The following is an 18,932-nucleotide window of genomic DNA, read 5'->3' on the forward strand; positions in this document are numbered from 1 at the left end:
GGCGGAGCCGTTCATTTTTCTGATTGCTGGAACAATCACCTTTTCAAGGTGGTCCGTGATGAGCGGCTTTTTGAAAGCCGAAAACTGGTCTGCGTGATAGGATTTGAACCTACGACCTCTTGCACCCCAAGCAAGTGCTCTACCAAGCTGAGCCACACGCAGACTATTGGATATTATTTAAATAGCGACCGCACACGGCGGATATCGAGAATGAGATCATCCACCTTTTCATTGAAATTTTCAAGCTTGTGGAACACTTGACTCATATCTTTTTCTTTACGCACCTGAGCTTTCAGCTCTTTCATCGCGTTGCGCGCACCTTCGATAGAAAAACGATCACGGTGCAAGAGCTTGCGAATCAACAAGGCATTTTCAACGTCTTTCCGAGTGTACATACGCTGATTGTTGGATGCCTTCTTAGGACGGAGGATCTCAAATTCCGTTTCCCAATAACGAAGAACGTACTGCTTAATACCCAGGATATCCGCCACGTCACCGATTTTAAAACCCATTTTGTCAGGGATCGCATTGATCTCTTCCAAAAGCTTGTCATCACAAAGCATTGCGGGAATTGAAATAGGTGCCGATGCCATTACTGGGATCGATTTTGCTTCAGCCTCTTCGACAAAGTCGACGTGCTGATCCCCGAGGGAAAGCTCTGAACTTTCCAACTCAAGGGTTCCGGGATCATTCGTGATCATCGTAGTCATCATCATCGTCCTCATCACTTAAGTGAGCATACTCTTCACCGTTCAGCATCGCCTTCAATACTTGTGAGGGACGGAAGGTAAGAACACGGCGTGCAGAGATTTTAATCTGCTCCCCTGTTTGTGGGTTGCGACCAATTCTTTCGTTTTTGCCACGAACAACGAAGTTACCAAAACCAGAAATCTTCACTTTATCGCCGTTTTGCAAAACATCCTTTAAGGTGTCGAAACACAGCTCAACAAGTTCAGAGGCTTCCTTTTTTGAGAAGCCAATTTTCTGATATACGTTCTCGACGATATCGGCCTTAGTCACCGTTGATTTTCCTAAGTTCTGGCCTGCCATAGTGAGTTTTACTCCATAAATTACTTTAAGCGGCTTCAGCTTCGGCCCCAAGGGCCTTCACTCTGCATGCTTACGCACATTAAGCCTAACAAGTTACTGAAAACAATCAAGAATTTATCTTACGGAAAGATCAAAATTCTTCTTTAAGCTCTCAAGGACCTTGTTTGTGACCTCTGTGATCTGATTTTCTTGCAGCGTGGCATTCTTATCCTGCAACCACAGACGAATCGCGACCGACTTCTTCCCTGCTTCCATCTTCTCGCCTTCGTAAAGGTCAAAGACATCCACATTCGTCAGCAGACTTCCCGCCGCCTTGCGAATGTCTTTAAGAACATCCCCAACCTTCAACGACTTCGGCATCACGAAGGCAAAGTCACGCTCTACCACCGGGAATTTTGAAACACTTTGAATACGGTAAGGACGAGGTTGACCTTTATAAAGCTGATCCAAATCCAACTCTGCCAAGGCCGCCGGAACTCTGATCTTGTTGTCATCCAAAAGAACCGGATGAAGAGTTCCGATAAAACCCACCTTCTTCCCTTCCACCAAAAGCTGCGCAAACTGCCCCTGATGCAAGAAAGCCGGAACCTCAGACTTATTTTGCGGCGTCACCCAAGTGTAAGAAGAGATATTCAAAGACTTGAGCAACACTTCAACCGCTGCTTTCAGTTCAAAAACAATGGGATAATCCAAAGATTTATTCCATAGATTTTGCTGACGTCCCCAAAGAGCCAGCCCCAGGCGACTGTTCTCGCCATAACTTCCATCTTCTTTCATCGCAAAGGTGCTGCCAATTTCAAACAAACGCCCCTGCATGTTTCCATAGTGGAAGTTGGTGTTGAGGTTTTTAAAAAGTCCATAACTCAAAGAGGATCTCATCACGTCCATCTCTTCATTCAAGGGATTCATAATGCGAATCTCTTTTTCAGAAGAGGCCAGCCCAGCGGCTTTCAACATTTCAAAAGATCCCAAGAAGGCTTTTTCGCCTTTAGAACCAACGAAGGCAAAGTTGAATGCCTGCTGATAGCCTTCAGCGCGCAACAACTCACTGGTCGTGCGATTCAACAAAAAGGCCTTATCATGATGAGAAGGCATGTTTTTGAAGGTCGGCAATGATTCTGGAATATGCTCATAACCATTCAGGCGCGCATACTCTTCCACCAGATCCATGTCTTGCTCTAGGTCGAAACGGAATGTCGGAGGAAGAACCTTATAAGTCTCTCCGGCTTTTTCCAACTGACAACCCAAACGCTTCATAAAGTCGACAAACTTGTGCTCTTCCGCCTGATACCCCAGACGATCCGTCACTGTTTGAATCGTGATACTGACAGGACTTTTCTTCACTGGATTCGGATAGAAATCATGATGTTCGCCGAAAGCTTCTCCGCCCGCGACTTCCAAAATCAATGCGGTTGCGCGGTTTAACCCTCGCAAAGCCCCATCAGGATCCACGCCGCGAGAAAAACGATACGCCGAGTCCGTATCAATCCCATGAGAGCGCGATGTTTTGCGGGCACTCATCGGCAAGAAGTACGCCGATTCCAAAAAGACATTGGCCGTCGTCTCACTGACGCCAGAATTTTTCCCCCCCACAACCCCAGCCAAACAAACGGGATGAGAAGCATCACGAACCGTCAGTTCTTCTCCGTTTAAAGAAATTTCTGAGCCGTCCAAAGTGATAAACTTTTCCCCTGCCGTAGCACGGTCCACGATGATCTTTTTACCACCGATAAATGCGGCATCAAAGGCATGCAAAGGCTGACCTAACTCCATCATCACATAGTTTGTGACGTCGACGATATTGTTGATGGAATTCAGCCCGACACTCTCAATACGTTTTTTCAACCACTCCGGAGAAGGCCCGACCTTGACACCCTTAATGAATCGTCCCGTATAGCGAGGGCACAAATCAAACGCCTTCACTTCCAAAGCAATTTCACCCTTCGTAGAGGCCGCACTGACCTTGGGCTCTGCCATAGGGGCTTTGAGTTCTTTTCCGAATAGACAAGCCACTTCACGAGCCAAACCATAATGACTTAAACAGTCCGCACGATTCGGAGTCACCTTCAATTCAAAAGTGATGTCATCATATCCACCATACTCTGCATAAGACTTTCCGACCGGAGCATCCGCAGGCAAAATAGCAATGCCGTCAGATTCCTTAGCCAGACCCAGTTCCTTCAAAGAACATAACATCCCCGCAGAATCCACACCGCGCACCGCCGACTTTTTGATCGCAAAATTACCGGGCAACACAGCACCGGGCAAAGCCACGATGACACGGTCCCCTGCTTTGTGGTTTTGTGCGCCACAGACGATCTGATGAACCACACCTTCGCCCGTCGAAACACGACACAAAGACAATTTATCCGCATTGGGATGTTTGTCTTTCTCAAGAATGTGACCAATCACCACGTGGTTGAAATCTTTGGCGCGATTGGTGATCTCTTCCACCTCAAGGCCGGCACGAGTTAACGCCTCGGCAAGTTCTTCCGGTTTTTGAAAGAACTCTGCCACATCTACATAATCTTGGAGCCATTTTAAACTGATCTTCATTTTACAAACTGCCTTAAGAATCTCACGTCATTTTCAGGGAACAAACGAATGTCTTCAATACCGTACTTGATAATCGCCATGCGCTCTAAACCAAATCCAAAAGCAAAACCTTGCCACTTCGGATATTCAATTTTTGCCGCCTGGAATACGCGAGGATTGACCAATCCACAACCGCCGATCTCAATCCATCCGGAATGCTTGCACAGGCTGCAACCTTTGCCTTTACAAATCGGACAAGAACAATCCACTTCCGCAGAGGGTTCAGTGAAAGGAAAGAAGCTAGGACGGAAACGCGTTTTTAAACCCGGGCCGAAGAATTCTCTCACAAAGAAACTGATCGTCCCTTTAAGATCCGCCATCGACACTTTCTCATCTACGCACAAGGCTTCGATCTGATGAAAGTTGGGAAGATGGGAGATATCACTATCGCAGCGAAACACCGGACCCGTACCGATAATTCGCAAAGGCAACTTCTCAGTTTCCAAAGAGTGAATTTGAATCGGAGACGTGTGCGTTCTCAACACATGAGTCTTGTCGATAAAAAAAGTGTCTTGCATATCCCGGGCAGGATGGTCCGCCGGAATATTCAAAGCTTCAAAGTTATAATAATCTTTCTCTATCAACGGCCCGGTGCGAATGCTATAACCCAAACGAGACATCACCGTGAAGATCTCTTCCATCACAATATGCACAGGGTGCTGAGAGCCCTTGGCTTGTGCGAATGCCGGCAAAGTCATGTCGATCTCTTCCGAAGCCATCTTGGCGGAGATCTCACCCTTCTTCAGGTTTTCTTCGGCCTCAGAATAGGCTGTCTCCAGAAGCTGTTTCACTTCGTTGACCTTCTTACCAAAAAGAGGTTTTTCCTCTTTTGGCAAAGCCGCCATTTCTTTCATAATTTCAGTTAGAGATCCACTCTTCCCCAAATATTGAACTTTGAGGTCGTAGAGATCTTTGGAGCTGGGAGCCGCTTTAAAGGCCGCCAGGGCTGCATCTTTGATGGAATCAAGTTTGGAAGTCGACATAGGCTCTCATAATTACCTCAGAGCCCCGTATTTTCAAGCATTTAGCTTTTACACACGGCGCAGAAAAAGCTTGAGGTTTAGGTCCTTTAGGCCTATGTTCCCCCAACTCGTATGGCCCATAAGAATAAGACCAATTACAGCCCCTATAAAGCCCGTCAAGAAGCCCGTGGAGTCACGGCCTCCACCCAAATGGGGCGTCATAAGAAACCTGAGCTTATTTACGAGCTCAATGAGGCCAACGATCGCCTTGCCGATGTCTTCCGCAATCACGGCTTCGATTTGGTGAATCATCAACAACGAATGCAACTTGCTCAATTCTATCGACTGCTGATGCTCAATCAGGAAAAAGAAAATTTCACTCGCCTCTTAAAGCTCCGAGACATTGCAATTAAACACTTTATCGACAGCATTATTATCACGCAGTACACGAAGCTGCAGTTTCCTCTTCTCGATGTTGGGACCGGCCCCGGCTTCCCCGGAATCCCTCTGAAGATCATGTTTCCCGAGGAAAAGATTCTTCTTGGGGAAGGAGTTCAGCGTCGGGTGGAATTCCTAAAACACGTGCGCAGCGAGATGAAGCTCAAAAATCTGGACATCCTGGGCCGCAATATCAATGAACACTGTGTCTATCCCGTCAAAGGGGCCATCACACGTGCCGTTGAAGATATTGGCAATACCTTAGGAAATGTTATTAACTGCGTGCAAGTTGGCGGTCGGGTTTACTTCATGAAAGGTCCCGGAGTGGATCCTGAAATCAAGGCCGCCAAAGAAAACTGGAGCGAGTATTACAAACTCGTCGAGGACGTCGCCTACACCCTCCCCCAGACTCCGCACGAGCGCCGCCTGGTCGTTTACGAAAAAATCAAGAACCGCCCTCTTCCAGAAGAAGACGAAGGCGAAGATCTTCTGATGGATGAATTGTCCGGTGAAGAAAAAAGAAGATGGAGTCACTACACGTGAGTTCTCTTGCCCTTCCCTCATTGACGATTGCCCGCCTTCAGGTCCGCAAAGGAGATCTGCACGAGGCTCGTTTTTCTGCTGAGGATGCGCGCTATGAAGCTCTCTTAATCCCAGATCGTGCCCAATGGCTTGAAGCCTCTCGCATCTTCCTGCAATGTTGCCAAGAGCTCGAGGAACTTTCGTTGGCTCAAGGAGCCATGGAGGAAGTCCTTCAGTTTTTAGCCACCAATCCCTCCGAGGCCCCCCAAGCCCAAGCTGAAACTTTGATCAGCTCTTGGCTTCTCGCTCAGGGTAAAATTGAAGAGTCGCAAGGATATGCGAATTCTGCGATTGCCAAAGCAACTCACAGTCGCGATCTTGGCACCCTCGCCCGATCTCTCTTGATTCTCTCTTTGTCCTTAAGCATGAGTCCCACAACCTATGGATTGGCATTACAGCAGCTAGAAAAATTAGATGTTCTTTTAGGAGAACTTGAGAATCCCGAAATCCTTCTCACTGCAAAACTTTTGCGTGGTTATATCTACACTCAAAAGGCTCAGTTCGATAAAGCCTTAGAACTTCTTTGGCAAAGCTATGAACAGGCCAAACTCCATGGCTTCCATCTTTTGATCTCCAGCATCTTGGCTCAGTTAGCCCGAGTCTATCGAGACCAACAGCATGAGGAGCACTACAAGATCTATGCAGAACTGGCTCTTAAGGGCGTTGATAAGACAAAGTCTCCTCGTCTCTACAAAGCGATTTCCCAAATATGTCCACCGGGGTTAAACAATCTACCTCAATATGATTTTTGCATTGATGAAGATTCGCGACTTGTCATGGAGAAATCCAAAGGACCGATCGACTTTAAAAACCAACACATTCTTTTTGAGATGGCTCTTTTGTTTATCAAAAATCCTGGGCAGCGCTACAGCAAAGAGAATCTGGTTGAAGCCATCTGGAGTCAAAGTTATGACCCAGAACTTCATGACAATTTGATTTACGTTTCCATCAAACGTCTTCGCACTTTGTTAGAGCCCGATCTAGAAAGTCCACGTTACATTCTGCGAGATCGAAAAGGTTACTACTTCAATCCCCAATCCACTGTTCAGTTTAAGAATACGGAGGAAGCAACACTATGAAACTTCTCATCCCCCTTCTTTTAACATTCCTCTCATTGGCGGCTTTTGCTGGCCCTGGCGATGGCCCCATTGTTCCGTGGCCGACAAGTATCAATCGCCAAAACATCACTTCGGAAGAACTGATTGGCAATTGGGTGACCTTCAGTCACAATACAATCTGGTTTTTGGAGGTCACTCCCGACGATGGAATTGAAGGAGTGCTTTATCTCTTTCTCAAATCAAACGCCCTGTTCAACCACAAAGCCACGGGATATGTTTTTCCAGATGAGCGCATTTTCTGGGGAGATCTTATCATGGATAAAAATCACATTTCACGTATAGCGATTTTTAGAGACCGCGATGGGCTCAAACTTCGTATTTCGTCAAAGCAAGACACCTTCCACGATCTCAAACTTTATCGAGTCAAGTAAGGATTCCTTGTGATTGAAATCAGTTCGAAAAGTAACGATCACTTCAGACGCTGGGCGGATTTAGCTTCTGCCCGCGGCATCAAAAAACACAATGAGTTTATCCTTATGGGAGAAAAACTTATTGAAGAGTTTTTGAAGAACCCCACCTTTAAAGTCAAAGCTGAGTTGGTTCATGAGGATCTTCGTTCTTTGACAATGACCGCTGCCACTTTGAAGGGCCAGCGAATCCCTGTCTTCAAACTGCCAAAAGCCCTTTTCAATGAGCTGGATGTCATCGGCACGCACTACAATCTTTTGGTGTTAGAACCCATCGACATCGCCCCCCTCCCTGAGGCAAACACTCCGCAAGGACTTGAGGTTGTGTGTCCACTGGGCGACCCTGCGAACTTGGGTGCTCTCGCCAGATCTGCTCTCGCCTTTGGCGCAAGCAAGTTGATCCTGACGGAGGAAAGCTGCAACCCGTTCCATCCCAAAGCCATCAAAGCCTCTGCGGGAGCTCTTTTAAAGCTGCCGGTTTATCGTGTCGGTAAATTTATGGAATTCGTCGGCGGAAATGAAGACGTCTATGCTCTTGATATGAAAGGCGAAGACATCGCTCGTTTTAAATGGCCCAAGAATCTGCGCTTAGCCATCGGCGAAGAAGGTCCGGGTTTTAGTGGCATCAAAGGGTTGAAACGCCTTTCTGTTGCCACTCAGGGAGTCGAATCCTTGAACGCCACTGTGGCCGCGAGCATTGCCCTCTTTAGTTATTCAAGCTTTCACAAGTAAACTTTAAAGATCCATGTAGTGACGACGCTCTTGAGGCGAAAGATGCTCAAGAGCATAGCGAAGCATGGTCCGAGGCATCTTGGCGGCATGCACATCTAAGAAGCCCTTAAGATCCTTCTTGCTCACCCGTTTTCCCACCTCACGAAGCATCCACCCCACAGCCTTGTGAATAAGGTCGTGTTCGTCCTTTAGCAACACCTTCGCTAAACGCAAAGTCTCTTGAGACTCTTGATGTTTAATGAAATGAAAAGTTGAAAGGACGGCAATTCTTCGTTCCCAAAGACTAGAAGAGGTCGCCAGGCGGCGAAGAACTTTTCGATCTTTGTCGTATAAATACGCCCCGACAATACGTTCCGCTGACAAGTCAACAAGGTCCCAATTGTTAATGTACTTTGTATTTTTAAGGTAGAACTTATAGATCTTTTCCTGGTCCCGCTGACTTCCGCGAGAATATTTTCCGACCAAAATAAACAAAGCGATCAGACGCTCTTCGTGAATTTTAGACTTTAAGAGTGTTTGAATTTCGCGCAAAGACAGCGTTGCATACTTTTTTGCCAAACTTCGCGACTGTGGAACATTGAGACCTACAAAAAGATCCCCTTCCCCATATTCGCCTTTTCCCGTTTTAAAAAAACGTCGCAAATTTTTAGCGCGGTCGGGATCTTGCAGTTTAGAAATATCTTTGCGTAAATCCTTTAGCATACAAATCTAACAAGGAATGAGCTTCTCAAGGATTTCAACGGGAGGCTCATTCCTCCACAGCGAAAGAACATAACCGCCGCCACCTGATCCGGTGGGTTTGACAGCAAGGGCGCCATTTTTTCGCAACCACTCAATATGTGCCCGGGGTTCCCCATCATTAAGACCCCATTGCTCAAAACACTGCCCGGCAAGCTCTATGGCCTCAGCCAAAACGGGAAGCCCTTCTTGGGAGGTTAATGTCAATGCCCTCTCGGCAATTTCAACGGCCTTGGCCATTTGCAAATCCAATTTTTCCCCGAGATCCGGATTCTTCAAGATGAGATCTTTCACTTTGTTAACCGCATCCACGGTCACTCCCCGCTTGCCGGAGTATGAAATATACCAATGAGGTCTCCATGTCGCCGTGAGAGACTTCTTTTCTCCGTTTCTTACAAAACGTAATCCCTCACCCGAAAGAGCTACGGCAATATCAACACCGCTGCTTTCACCATGGAAAAGATTTTCAAGATTTCGGGCAAATTCATAATATTCAGATTCATCCACATAACCCAAAAATCCCAACCATCGAGTCACAGCCACACAAAGAGCCGCCGAGGCCCCCATGCCGGCACCCACAGGAATAGACGACTCTAACAACAGCGTCCCTTTAAGATCTGCGCGAGATATTTTCTTTAACTCGCAAGCTTTCTCTAAAACGCCCCAAACCAGTAGCTGCAAATCTTTTCCATGATCTCCGACCAACTGCAGTTCCAAAGACTGAGAACCCTTTGAATAGTTCAACTCGAGATTGCGAGATTGAATAGGGAATACCAACGCAGGGACTCCACGAAGAACGGAATGCTCCCCAGCCAGTATCCACTTTCCAAATGATTTGCAGGAAAAATCAATGGACATTGTCTTTGACACCTTCAAAGGCCAGAACCTTAAAGTCTTTTTTAAAATGATCACGATATGTTTCAAAAGACTTCTTTTGATCGTTTCTGAAGAGCATATGAACATTCGCTCCGGCATCCATCGTCACCAAGGGGCCATCCTGCCATTTATTCCAAAATCCTTGGCAGTCTTCCAAAACCTTTTTAGATCCCGAAGTCATATAGGAAAAAGCGGGAACACTTGTTTCGAATAAGCGATGCATATCCATAAACTCGTCCCAAACAATTTGACGAGCCATGTGCCAGTCATTCCAACACAATGCCTGCACCAAATCCTTGAGACGCAATTCCGCTCGCTCGGGTCGTCCGTTAAAACGAGGGCTGGTGGTTACAAGCTTATGAGCATCAGAACTGGAAACTTCCTTCTTAGAGTCCTCCACCACCACAACAATGTGGTGAAAGTGGTCCAGGGAAATCCCCATGGGCTCGGCGTATTCCGCCTGCCATAACGCCCAAGGACCGAAAAGAGACCGACAAGACGAGCCAGATCCTTGTCGAGAAAGTTCAGAAAGAACCTTTTTATCCGTGCCCCAAGGTTGGGGATTGAGTTTTTGAAACATCTCTGCCGCCGCCAAGGTCAAAGCCGCAAAACTAGAGGCGGAGCTCGCTAAACCGCAATCCGATGGAAAGTTATTGGCGGATTCGACAAGAAAACTTTTGTTCACTCCCCACTTCTGTTTCAAGTTCTGCAAATGTTTTAAAAAACGCTGCTGCCCTTTTTCAGAAAGTTCGATTTTTTCCAGATCTTCACGCACTAACGGTTTCCACTGGTCCTCAGCGCCCTCGATTTCAGTCAGACGGACGAAGGTTCGCAGATTCTCTAACGTATAGGACAAGGAACCGTTCGTCGGTTTATTCCCCGTGCCCTCAATCTTTCCCATATACTTAATCAACGCAATATTGGAAGGTGCCGAAACTAATACCTGATTCATAACGAGCCTCGTAACTGAAGTCCTGAAGAAATATTTTTAGAGGAAGATAAAATCACAAGTCCACGGGTCTGACAGAACTCCTGGACGCCCCGGGTTTCCGCCTTGTTGGTCACAACCAAAACCACATCCGCCCCCAAAGCCCCGCAGCCTTTTACCGCTCGAACGCCCGGTATTTGCCGAAGCTCGCTTAAGAGGCTTAAAGTCTCTTTGCAGGTAAACCCAAGATCCTGCAAAGCCAGGGCGTAGGCATTCACACCGTCGATAAAACGTGTGCTGTCCTGCTTTTCAAATCCCTCGCGAATGATGGCAAAAGCCTGCTCTAAAGAACTGCCATCAAACTCCGGCAGATTTTTGAGATGTTCATGGGTTGCCACTTTATTACCGGTATGGATCAGAGAAAATTCTAAATCCATAAAAGGCCAACTTTTTACAGAGATCAAACCTTGTCGCTTTTCAAAGAACGTCAAGGAACCCTTAAGCTGTCCGACAAGATCCGCACCACTGGGGCGCTGCCCCTGTCCCTGCCAAGCCACTTCGTAATAGGCTTCCAAAAGATGTTTAAAATCGAGAAGCTTTTCCATGTCCTGCTGCGCTTTTTCTTTATAAAGCCAAAGGGCATAGACTGAAAGAAACTGTGCCGTCGAAGCGCCAAAGCCTCCCCGACCTATGTAAGGATCTTGAAAACTCAAATCAAACTGCGAAAAATAATCCGCATACTTGGCGATAAAAAGCCCCGCAGGGGATTCAGGATGAAGGCCCTCTTTTTGCCCCTGCCCTTTTTGAACATTCATTTCAAAACAAGGCTGAGAAAGGAACACCAGCGTAGGTCCCCCTTGAAGAGCCAAATACTCTCCGGCCAAAAACGTTTTGCCAGGGACAGAGAAGACCAATGACAAGGCACCTTCTCCTAGGAATGATGTTGAGGAGTCGTCGTAGGTCGTTGCGCCGCGCGAAGTTCTTTCAGTACGTCAATCGCGTTGCTTAAAGAAATGCGTTTACGCACAGCCAAGATCTCTTCCAATTTTTTTTGCACCAAAGGAATTTCTTTTTCTTCAGCGCCTGCACCCAAAGCCAGATTCTTAGTGTGCAGCTTCATATGACCTTCGATAATTCCGACAGTTGTAAGCGCTTTTAACGCCCCAAGGTTTTGCACCAAACCAACAGCGGCAATCACACGGGACAACTCGTTGGCCGTCGTGGTGCCTAACATTTTCATGCACATCATGGCAGTGGGATGAAGAGTGGTCACTCCACCAACAGTTCCCACAATCAATGGGGCCTCAAAAATTCCTTTAAGACCGCCTTCGCCATCACGGAACCATTTTGTAATTGAACGATACTGCCCGTCGCGAGCCGCATAAGCATGAATTCCAGCTTCCACCGCGCGCCAGTCATTTCCCGTCGCAATCAAGACAGGGTCAATCCCGTTAAGCACACCCTTGTTGTTCGTCGCCGCACGGTAGGGATCTTGCTGAGCAAACAGCGATGCCTCTTCAATTTTTTCGGCCAACTCAGGATCAATATCGGTGATGTGAACAGTGGCTCGGGTGATCTTCGAATCCACAAGATTTGAAAGAATGCACATGGTGACTTTTTCACCTGTGAACTGCTCGATCGGCTCTTTCAAGAATTCGCAGACTTGATTCATGATATTGGCACCCATGGCGTCGCACGGATCCATCAAAACATGAACAACAGCCATATCGCTGCCATCACCGCGAGGGATGCGACGAACTTGAATGTCACGCACTCCGCCCCCACGACGAACCAACCCAAAGGCCACTTCGCGGTTGGAGATTTCAATCATGAAGTTCTTTTGCGCCAGAATTTGTTTTTCAAAATGCGTAAAGTCTTTGATCTTCGCGCACTGGATCTGCCCGATAATCTCAGCACCCACAACTTCCGTTGTGATAGAGCCTGATTCGCGAATCCACTTCGCCGATTTACAAACCGCCGCGACGATCGAGGTTTCCTCGACCGCCATCGGAATCACATAGTCTTTGCCATCAATGCGGAAGTTTGTCGCCACTCCCAGTGGCAACTGAAAATAACCAATTACGTTTTCGATGAACTTTTCTCCAAGAGACGTATCACGCAGACCGCCCTTGGCAATGTACTCAACATCAGAATCATGAAGAACGCCGACTTCCATCAGTGCCTTCAATCTTTCCTCACGAGACAGTTTAGAGAACCCTTTGAAGATGTCGTGGAGTTGTTTTGTCATTTCATCACCCTCTTCGTTTGCAGGTCTTTGAGATTTTTTGAGCCCGTACAGAACATCGTGATCTTAAGCTCCAGTTCCAGTTTTTTAAAAAGCTCTTCCAGAGCTTCATCCCCCAGCAACGCCGCTTCCAGGAAGGGTTTCGCAACCCCCACCTTGCTTGCGCCCAAAGCACAAAGTTTACCTACTTCTAGACCATTTCGAACGCCACCTGAAGCCCAGATTTCATAACTCACGCGAGCTTCCTTCGCATTCAGAACGGATTGCACCGTACTGACACCCCAGTTTGAAAATGTTTGAGCAACTTTATAAAGAAGCTCATCTTCTTTAGAGCGATATCCTTCGACACGCCCCCAATGAGTGCCGCCTTTACCGCTGACATCCACGGCATGAACTCCCGTGCTTTCCAGTCTTTTCAAAGTGTCTACGGAAAAACCGCAGCCCACTTCTTTGACGATCACGGGAACCCCGACCATCTTCACAAGATTTTCAATCGCTTCCAGACCGTTTTTAAACTCGGTGGTCCCTTCAGGCTGCAAAGCTTCCTGAAGAGGATTCAAGTGAACAAACAAAGCCATGGCTTGCGTTGAGTCCACCAAACGGCGGATTTTATCTATCGGGCTTTTTATCAGCTGAGCAATTCCAATATTTCCGAGCAATCGAGCCTTGGGCGCCTGTTTGCGCACTCGGGCCCACTCTTCGGCCGCATTGGAATCTTCCAGCTCACGACGTTGCGAACCCACTCCCATCATAATTTGATGACGATCACTGAGTCTCGCCAGAGCCTCGTTGATCTCTCGACCTCGCTCGTGTCCCGCAGTCATGGAAGAAATAAAGATAGGAGAAGACAGGGAAACCGCTTCGCCTTTAAAAACAAAAGAGGTCGAAATATCGACCTCTTTAAAATTCAAATCAGGCAATGCCTCATGAATCAATTCGATCGAGTCCAATCCATTTTGACCTTCGGTCTGGGACCTAGGATCCAGCGCAATCCTTATATGATCGCGCTTTCTTTGTTCAAACTGAGAGTTGGACTCTTTCATGGGCTTGGGCCCTTCAACAAAAGCGTTGGACTATGCCAACGCGTGTTTGCAAAGTGCCGTGAATGCCGCTGCATCGTTGATTGCTAGATCAGCCAAGATTTTTCTGTCTACTTGGATTCCAGCTTTAATCAAACCACCGATCAAACGAGAATATGTAGTCCCGTTCAAACGAGCTGCTGCATTGATACGTTGATTCCACAAAGTACGGAAGTTACGTTTTTTAGCTTTACGATCGCGGTAAGCGAAAGCCATACCACGGTCATTTTTTTCTACCGCGTGAATATACGCACGAGAACCAGCTGAATAGTAACCTTTTGCTCTTTTAAGAACTTTTTTGTGACGAGCACGATTTGTTTTACCACTTTTTACACGAGCCATTTTTTACTCCACCAAATTTTTATTCACTCTGGATTGACCAGAGTAGCTATACGGAAAAGACAGTTAATTTAAATTTCTAAATTAGAATACCAGGCAACGACGAACTTGAAGCATGTTTGCATCTTCAACGTATGATGTTTTACCTAGTTGTCTTTTCGTCTTAGAGCTCATGTGTGAGTTCAAGTGACGCATGCGAGTGCTTTTCTTCTTAACTTTTCCGCTTGAAAGAACTTTCAAACGTTTTTTAGCGCCAGAATGAGTGCGCATTTTCATAATTGTTACCTTCCACCGATAAGGCGTCTGCCGGTCTGCACTTCAACTTCGTTGAAGTAATTAAAAACAGGGGCAGCTCTTAACCATTGCCTTAGACAGTCATAATTACGGACTCATCGTTGTAGGTCGAATGAGGGGTAAAATCAAGCTTTTTTAAGGGGTTAGAGGGTGTATGAACTCTCTACCACGCCCCTCAATAGATCTTAATTTTCTTTATAATTTCAACAATTTAAGGAAATCTCACTGAATTTTCAAAGAATTTTCCCCTCGACTCTGCTATAGATGAGTGCCTAATTTTAAGGCTGATTCACCATCAAAAGGGAGTTCTCATGATCCGGGCCCTCGCTCTTTTACCTCTTCTTTTTTCCCTGAATTCACAGGCCACCGAACAGAGAACCTTCACTAAATTGGGGCCGGACTCTGCGCTCGTAAAAATTGTGCCTGAAAGCTCCGACACTCCCCAGGCCGCCACCTACGTCGATGGAAACGAAAATGTCGCTTTTATTGAAATGATGCTGGCAGATCCCCAATCTTCCTTGGCTCAAACCAAACAGCAGTTAGAGATGGAAAACTGCGGCGAAACCAGCACAAGCCCTGATGGATGGATCCCTTCCTGCGGCCGCGTGGAGCTGACTTCTTTTGTGAGAACCTCTTTTGGCCGTGGCGGCTGGATGGAGGCGGGAGCTGGTTACACTTTTTTTGTTGGATTTCGTTTTGCCGGTTCCGGACATTTTTTTGAAAGCCGATATATGGCTACCCTTCGCGAAGATGTCATTGCCGATGTCGATGAGCAAATGCAGTATCAAGGTTCACTGTCTAAGAATTTAGGATTAGAGAAGATTGTTATCCTTCCTCTAGCCCGCTAGTGCCTGGTGCAATAAAAATTGCACCGTGCTGCGAGTGATGCCAGACTCTAAAATATGACATCAGAAATTCTAAAGAATTATCGCGCCTATGAAGTGAAGCACTTTCAGATTGAGACTTTAAAAATCGAAAGTGCTCTTCTTAAAAAGAATCCTCTCAAAGACCCTGCGGTTCGTTTCAACCCGTTACTCCTTCCTCACTCAGAAGGGCCGTGGCCAGTCGTCGTTGTCCTGGCCGGTTTTACAGGGAATGCGCCTTTTTACTTCAATCCAAAATTCAATGAATCTAATAGCATTCAGATGATCGACGAAGCCTTTGCCCGGGGCGAGGCTCCCGAAGCTCTTTATGTTTTTGTCGATGCCTTGACGACCTGGGGTGGCTCGCAGTTCATCAACTCGGCGGCGACGGGCCACTATGAAGACTACATTATGACGGAGCTGATTCCCGCACTGAAAGAGCACTATCCTCTTTCTCACAAAGCCAGCGATTGGTGTGTAACCGGCGGCTCCAGTGGGGGCTACGGCGCTTTACATCTTGGCAGTCAATATCCCGAGGTTTTCGGGCATATTGCCGCCATTGCTCCAGATTGTTTTTTTGAAGCCAGTCTCTTGCCAGAGCTTTATCATGCGCTCCCCTTGTGGGAAAAATACAATCAGTCCACGCGCAAAGCTCTTGAGGAGCTTCGCAATGGAAAGCTCACTAAAAATCGCAACTGGCACACATTGCTGAACGCCTTTGGCATGGCCGCTTGTTATGGGGCGCACGGCGCTCCCGGAGAGTTCCAGTTCCCTTTAGATCCTCACTCTGGCGAAAAGATTCCCGCTCTTTGGGATCAATGGCTTGAGAAAGATCCTCTTCATTTTCTACCTAAAAGAACTTCCGCTCTTAAAAAAGTAACGGGAATCTATTTGGACGTCGGCAACAAAGACAACTTCCACCTTCAATACGGCGCCCGTCAGATTTCAAAAATTCTAAAAACCTATCATATTCATCACGACTACGTAGAGTTCGATGGCAACCATTTCGACATTGGCGACCGTCGCCCCGAAGTCTGGAAATGGCTCGCCACTCAATGGCGCACCTAACACCCCGCACTGCAAAAAGGTACGGCGTACCTTCTAGGCGAATTTGAGGCCGAGGATGCCGGTGATGATCATCCCTAGGAACGCGAGTTTTAAGAGGGAGATGGGCTCATGGAATACAAGATAACCAATCACGACGGCGCCCACGGCACCGATGCCCGTCCACACGGTGTAGGAAACCCCCACGGGAAGGACCTTCATGGACAAGGAGAGCAGGTAGAAGCTAATTCCCATTGTGATCAGCGTAAACACCGAAGGGCCTAACTTCGTAAATCCTTCAGAATATTTTAAGCCCGTGGCCCATACGAATTCCAAGATGCCGGCGATCAATAAGATAATCCAAGCCGTTGTATTGCTCATAGCAAACTCCCCTCGTCGCTTCTCATTGCGACGCTCGCAATTTTTTAGAAAGTCGTTGCTGCAAAACAGAGGGAGACTTTACCATCCCCGTTCTTTCTGAAAGGTCTTCAGAAAATAGATTTCCCTCGAGACTAGCACACTTTTAGCTCGTCGCAAGCACGAAAGCCCGACCTTTTTCTAGCTATAATTCCACCGAGCGGATATATATTACGAGCGCCTTATCAGAAAGGCTCAAGTTGAGACCCCGTCTCGACCGATAGGAACTTGAATGAAGAAAATGGATTTAGAGACGACTCAAACAGAACATAAAGGCCTCAAAGGTCTTTTTGAGAAAACATTGCGCCGCTTTAAAGTGGCAACACACCTTTTGACGATGCTTCCTGTGTATGGACTGGCTTGTTTGATTTTGGGTGCCAGCCTTATTCCCGGAATTTCTCTTTTTCGTTTTCTTTCAGATCTCGTGGCTACACAGAGTTCAGTGATTCAGAACATCACCTATGGCATCGGCATTGCGACCGGTTTTTTTCTTTACGGAACGACACTTATTTTTCTGGCACCTTTGGTAAATGCGCTGTTTCGCGCGAAACTGAAACCGTGGCGTGGTCCCTATCACTCAGCGGAATCCCTGAAGTGGTTTATTCATAACGGCCTTACTTATCTGGCTCGTTTTACCTTCTTGGAGTTCGTGACACCCTCTCCATTAAGTCTTCTTTTTTACAGAATGATGGGAATGAAAATTGGTGATGGTACCGTGATCAACTCCACCTGGATCTCGGATCCTTCCTTGATCGAGTTAGGGAACAAAGTCACCATCGGAGGCTCTGTCACTATCGTCGCTCACTATGGACAAGGCGGACTCTTAGTCATTGCTCCGGTCAAAATTGAAGATGGATGCACGATTGGAATCAAAGCGACCATCATGGGTGGCGCAACCATCGGCGCAGGAGCAAAAGTTCTGCCTCACTCCGTGGTCCTCCCCAAAACAGTCATCCCCGCCGGAGAAACCTGGGGTGGCGTTCCAGCGCAAAAGATCGACTCGTTGAGAGCGCACACAGGAAAAAGCGCTTAAACCCTTATACTTCAATAATCAATGTCACCGGGCCGTCATTGAGAAGCTGCACTTTCATGTCAGCGCCAAAGACACCGCCACAAGTAGGCACTCCCTGAGCCGCACTGATCTCAAGGGCCTTCTCATACATTTTAAAAGCAATATCTGGAGCTTCCGCACCGATGAAACTGGGGCGGTTCCCCTTTGAAGCATCACCTAAAAGTGTAAACTGGGAAACGATCAGGTGAGATCCCCCGACATCCTTCAGCGAAAGATTCATTTTCCCGTTCTCATCAGGAAAAATTCGCAGCGCGATTATTTTTGAAATGAGTTTTTGAAGTTGCTCTTCTGTATCGCCCTTAGCGACTCCCAACAGGGTCAAAAATCCTTTTTCTATGGAGGAGATCTCTTTACCACCCACTACGACTGAAGCATTTTGTACTCTTTGGACAACGGCCTTCATAAGCTCCTCTAATATTAAAAACTCTACGGCACGGCAAACCTGACGCATCGTAGACCCAAAAAAGAAGCAGGCACTTTAGAAAAAAAAGAGCCCCGAGGGGCTCTTTTTGACACGCTGTAGACTGAAAAAGTCACCAGGCACCTTTTTTTTAGTCTTCGTCTTCTTCTTCGACTTCTTTTAGTTCGTCGAGTTGTTTGGTGTCTTGTTTGGATTTGTTCGGATGAAGTTTTTGGTATTCTTTGATTTTCAAAGGATCCGGTCCCAACATCAAGAACATGTTTTTACCTTCCATTTTCGGCTGAGCTTCGATCATGGCTAGGTCATTTACGAAAGCGATCGCTTTTTGCATCACTTCCATGCCCAATTCTTGATGGGCCATTTCACGTCCCATGAAACGCAAAGAAACCTTCACCTTGTCCCCTTCTAAAAGGAAACGGCGGGCGTGGTTCATCTTAGTTTCAAAGTCATGCTGATCTGTGCGCGGACGCATCTGGATCTCTTTGATTGTCACTACGGTTTGTTTCTTACGAGCGGCTGTCGCCTGTTTCTTTTTCTCGTACTTCCACTTACCGTAATCCATGATTTTACATGTCGGAGGAGTTGCTGTCGGAGCAATCTCAAGAAGATCGAGGCCTCTATCTTCAGCAATACGTAACGCCTCAGGAACAGTCATCACTCCCAGCATGTTACCTTCATCATCGATAACACGGATTTGTTGAGCGCGAATTTCGCGGTTCACTCTTAATGAGT

General features: G+C 47.0%; 22 protein-coding genes and 1 tRNA gene. 7 read left to right on the top strand and 16 right to left on the bottom strand.

Annotated elements, in window-relative coordinates; all coding sequences use genetic code 11:
* Positions 1–85: 85 nt before the first annotated feature.
* The 5 genes from ACM64D_RS14560 to pheS form a co-directional block, all read right to left on the bottom strand.
* Positions 86–162: transfer RNA gene (locus tag ACM64D_RS14560), tRNA-Pro, on the bottom strand.
* An 11-nt stretch (positions 163–173) separates the two neighbouring features.
* Positions 174–716, bottom strand: coding sequence for a MerR family transcriptional regulator (locus ACM64D_RS14565; protein ID WP_415063959.1), 543 nt, complete (start codon positions 714–716; stop codon positions 174–176).
* Positions 688–1,020, bottom strand: a complete 333-nt coding sequence (locus ACM64D_RS14570; RefSeq protein ID WP_415064042.1) for an integration host factor subunit alpha — start codon at positions 1,018–1,020, stop codon at positions 688–690. The genes ACM64D_RS14565 and ACM64D_RS14570 overlap by 29 nt, the downstream gene beginning before the upstream one ends.
* 144 nt (positions 1,021–1,164) lie before the next feature.
* Positions 1,165–3,606, bottom strand: coding sequence for a phenylalanine--tRNA ligase subunit beta (pheT, locus tag ACM64D_RS14575; protein ID WP_415063960.1), 2,442 nt, complete (start codon positions 3,604–3,606; stop codon positions 1,165–1,167).
* Complete coding sequence (gene pheS, locus ACM64D_RS14580) at positions 3,603–4,628, bottom strand: phenylalanine--tRNA ligase subunit alpha (protein WP_415063961.1); 1,026 nt, start codon at positions 4,626–4,628, stop codon at positions 3,603–3,605. The genes pheT and pheS overlap by 4 nt, the downstream gene beginning before the upstream one ends.
* Before the next feature lie 111 nt (positions 4,629–4,739).
* On the opposite strand from pheS, the gene rsmG reads away from it, so the two are divergent.
* From rsmG to ACM64D_RS14600, 4 genes are read left to right on the top strand one after another with little or no spacing between them, the layout of a single operon-like run.
* Positions 4,740–5,588, top strand: coding sequence for a 16S rRNA (guanine(527)-N(7))-methyltransferase RsmG (gene rsmG, locus ACM64D_RS14585; RefSeq protein ID WP_415063962.1), 849 nt, complete (start codon positions 4,740–4,742; stop codon positions 5,586–5,588).
* Positions 5,585–6,706, top strand: coding sequence for a winged helix-turn-helix domain-containing protein (locus ACM64D_RS14590; RefSeq protein WP_415063963.1), 1,122 nt, complete (start codon positions 5,585–5,587; stop codon positions 6,704–6,706). The genes rsmG and ACM64D_RS14590 overlap by 4 nt, the downstream gene beginning before the upstream one ends.
* Positions 6,703–7,116 carry a hypothetical protein gene (locus tag ACM64D_RS14595; RefSeq protein ID WP_415063964.1) on the top strand — a complete coding sequence of 138 codons (414 nt, stop codon included), beginning with the start codon at positions 6,703–6,705 and terminating at the stop codon, positions 7,114–7,116. Before ACM64D_RS14590 ends, ACM64D_RS14595 begins: the two co-directional genes overlap by 4 nt.
* 9 nt (positions 7,117–7,125) lie before the next feature.
* Complete coding sequence (locus ACM64D_RS14600) at positions 7,126–7,884, top strand: TrmH family RNA methyltransferase (protein WP_415063965.1); 759 nt, start codon at positions 7,126–7,128, stop codon at positions 7,882–7,884.
* Positions 7,885–7,887: 3 nt separating this feature from the next.
* On the opposite strand, the gene ACM64D_RS14605 is transcribed toward ACM64D_RS14600, so the two are convergent.
* From ACM64D_RS14605 to rpmI, 8 genes are all read right to left on the bottom strand, one after another.
* Positions 7,888–8,586 carry a DNA alkylation repair protein gene (locus tag ACM64D_RS14605; RefSeq protein WP_415063966.1) on the bottom strand — a complete coding sequence of 233 codons (699 nt, stop codon included), beginning with the start codon at positions 8,584–8,586 and terminating at the stop codon, positions 7,888–7,890.
* 6 nt (positions 8,587–8,592) lie between these two features.
* The gene (locus ACM64D_RS14610; protein ID WP_415063967.1) at positions 8,593–9,480 is read right to left on the bottom strand and encodes a mevalonate kinase; all 888 of its coding nucleotides are present in this window, start codon (positions 9,478–9,480) and stop codon (positions 8,593–8,595) included.
* Positions 9,470–10,450: a diphosphomevalonate decarboxylase gene (mvaD, locus tag ACM64D_RS14615; protein WP_415063968.1), complete on the bottom strand. Its 981-nt coding sequence runs from the start codon at positions 10,448–10,450 to the stop codon at positions 9,470–9,472. Before mvaD ends, ACM64D_RS14610 begins: the two co-directional genes overlap by 11 nt.
* A complete protein-coding gene (locus tag ACM64D_RS14620; RefSeq protein WP_415063969.1) occupies positions 10,447–11,346 on the bottom strand; it encodes a hypothetical protein in 900 nt (299 codons plus the stop codon). Before ACM64D_RS14620 ends, mvaD begins: the two co-directional genes overlap by 4 nt.
* An 11-nt stretch (positions 11,347–11,357) precedes the next feature.
* Positions 11,358–12,674 carry a hydroxymethylglutaryl-CoA reductase, degradative gene (locus ACM64D_RS14625; protein WP_415063970.1) on the bottom strand — a complete coding sequence of 439 codons (1,317 nt, stop codon included), beginning with the start codon at positions 12,672–12,674 and terminating at the stop codon, positions 11,358–11,360.
* A complete protein-coding gene (fni, locus tag ACM64D_RS14630; protein ID WP_415063971.1) occupies positions 12,671–13,714 on the bottom strand; it encodes a type 2 isopentenyl-diphosphate Delta-isomerase in 1,044 nt (347 codons plus the stop codon). Before fni ends, ACM64D_RS14625 begins: the two co-directional genes overlap by 4 nt.
* 30 nt (positions 13,715–13,744) lie before the next feature.
* A complete protein-coding gene (gene rplT / locus ACM64D_RS14635; RefSeq protein ID WP_415063972.1) occupies positions 13,745–14,092 on the bottom strand; it encodes a 50S ribosomal protein L20 in 348 nt (115 codons plus the stop codon).
* Positions 14,093–14,173: 81 nt separating this feature from the next.
* Complete coding sequence (gene rpmI / locus ACM64D_RS14640; protein ID WP_011164102.1) at positions 14,174–14,365, bottom strand: 50S ribosomal protein L35; 192 nt, start codon at positions 14,363–14,365, stop codon at positions 14,174–14,176.
* 329 nt (positions 14,366–14,694) lie between these two features.
* On the opposite strand from rpmI, the gene ACM64D_RS14645 reads away from it, so the two are divergent.
* Positions 14,695–15,231, top strand: a complete 537-nt coding sequence (locus tag ACM64D_RS14645) for a hypothetical protein (RefSeq protein WP_415063973.1) — start codon at positions 14,695–14,697, stop codon at positions 15,229–15,231.
* 54 nt (positions 15,232–15,285) lie between these two features.
* Positions 15,286–16,314, top strand: coding sequence for an alpha/beta hydrolase-fold protein (locus tag ACM64D_RS14650; protein ID WP_415063974.1), 1,029 nt, complete (start codon positions 15,286–15,288; stop codon positions 16,312–16,314).
* A gap of 33 nt (positions 16,315–16,347) precedes the next feature.
* On the opposite strand, the gene ACM64D_RS14655 is transcribed toward ACM64D_RS14650, so the two are convergent.
* Positions 16,348–16,671 (bottom strand): DMT family transporter, encoded by a 324-nt coding sequence (locus ACM64D_RS14655; RefSeq protein ID WP_415063975.1) that lies wholly within the window; start codon positions 16,669–16,671, stop codon positions 16,348–16,350.
* Positions 16,672–16,939: 268 nt separating this feature from the next.
* On the opposite strand from ACM64D_RS14655, the gene ACM64D_RS14660 reads away from it, so the two are divergent.
* Positions 16,940–17,740: an acyltransferase gene (locus ACM64D_RS14660; RefSeq protein ID WP_415063976.1), complete on the top strand. Its 801-nt coding sequence runs from the start codon at positions 16,940–16,942 to the stop codon at positions 17,738–17,740.
* A gap of 4 nt (positions 17,741–17,744) precedes the next feature.
* On the opposite strand, the gene dtd is transcribed toward ACM64D_RS14660, so the two are convergent.
* Both dtd and infC read right to left on the bottom strand, forming a co-directional pair.
* Positions 17,745–18,182, bottom strand: a complete 438-nt coding sequence (dtd, locus tag ACM64D_RS14665; protein WP_415063977.1) for a D-aminoacyl-tRNA deacylase — start codon at positions 18,180–18,182, stop codon at positions 17,745–17,747.
* Between the two features lie 148 nt (positions 18,183–18,330).
* Positions 18,331–18,921 (bottom strand): translation initiation factor IF-3, encoded by a 591-nt coding sequence (gene infC, locus ACM64D_RS14670; protein ID WP_415063978.1) that lies wholly within the window; start codon positions 18,919–18,921, stop codon positions 18,331–18,333.
* Positions 18,922–18,932: the final 11 nt, after the last annotated feature.

Source organism: Bdellovibrio sp. (assembly GCF_047637665.1).
In the GTDB taxonomy this organism is placed as follows: Bacteria; Bdellovibrionota; Bdellovibrionia; order Bdellovibrionales; family Bdellovibrionaceae; genus Bdellovibrio.

Excerpts from the sequence above, each read along its gene's own strand:
- ACM64D_RS14565 (WP_415063959.1), bottom strand. The coding sequence starts at position 716 with ATGATGATGACTACGATGATCACGAATGATCCCGGAACCCTTGAGTTG.
- pheT (WP_415063960.1), bottom strand. The coding sequence starts at position 3,606 with ATGAAGATCAGTTTAAAATGGCTCCAAGATTATGTAGATGTGGCAGAG.
- pheS (WP_415063961.1), bottom strand. The coding sequence starts at position 4,628 with ATGTCGACTTCCAAACTTGATTCCATCAAAGATGCAGCCCTGGCGGCC.
- rsmG (WP_415063962.1), top strand. The coding sequence starts at position 4,740 with ATGGCCCATAAGAATAAGACCAATTACAGCCCCTATAAAGCCCGTCAA.
- ACM64D_RS14595 (WP_415063964.1), top strand. The coding sequence starts at position 6,703 with ATGAAACTTCTCATCCCCCTTCTTTTAACATTCCTCTCATTGGCGGCT.
- ACM64D_RS14605 (WP_415063966.1), bottom strand. The coding sequence starts at position 8,586 with ATGCTAAAGGATTTACGCAAAGATATTTCTAAACTGCAAGATCCCGAC.
- ACM64D_RS14610 (WP_415063967.1), bottom strand. The coding sequence starts at position 9,480 with ATGTCCATTGATTTTTCCTGCAAATCATTTGGAAAGTGGATACTGGCT.
- mvaD (WP_415063968.1), bottom strand. The coding sequence starts at position 10,450 with ATGAATCAGGTATTAGTTTCGGCACCTTCCAATATTGCGTTGATTAAG.
- ACM64D_RS14625 (WP_415063970.1), bottom strand. The coding sequence starts at position 12,674 with ATGACAAAACAACTCCACGACATCTTCAAAGGGTTCTCTAAACTGTCT.
- fni (WP_415063971.1), bottom strand. The coding sequence starts at position 13,714 with ATGAAAGAGTCCAACTCTCAGTTTGAACAAAGAAAGCGCGATCATATA.
- rplT (WP_415063972.1), bottom strand. The coding sequence starts at position 14,092 with ATGGCTCGTGTAAAAAGTGGTAAAACAAATCGTGCTCGTCACAAAAAA.
- rpmI (WP_011164102.1), bottom strand. The coding sequence starts at position 14,365 with ATGAAAATGCGCACTCATTCTGGCGCTAAAAAACGTTTGAAAGTTCTT.
- ACM64D_RS14645 (WP_415063973.1), top strand. The coding sequence starts at position 14,695 with ATGATCCGGGCCCTCGCTCTTTTACCTCTTCTTTTTTCCCTGAATTCA.
- ACM64D_RS14650 (WP_415063974.1), top strand. The coding sequence starts at position 15,286 with ATGACATCAGAAATTCTAAAGAATTATCGCGCCTATGAAGTGAAGCAC.
- ACM64D_RS14655 (WP_415063975.1), bottom strand. The coding sequence starts at position 16,671 with ATGAGCAATACAACGGCTTGGATTATCTTATTGATCGCCGGCATCTTG.
- ACM64D_RS14660 (WP_415063976.1), top strand. The coding sequence starts at position 16,940 with ATGAAGAAAATGGATTTAGAGACGACTCAAACAGAACATAAAGGCCTC.
- dtd (WP_415063977.1), bottom strand. The coding sequence starts at position 18,182 with ATGAAGGCCGTTGTCCAAAGAGTACAAAATGCTTCAGTCGTAGTGGGT.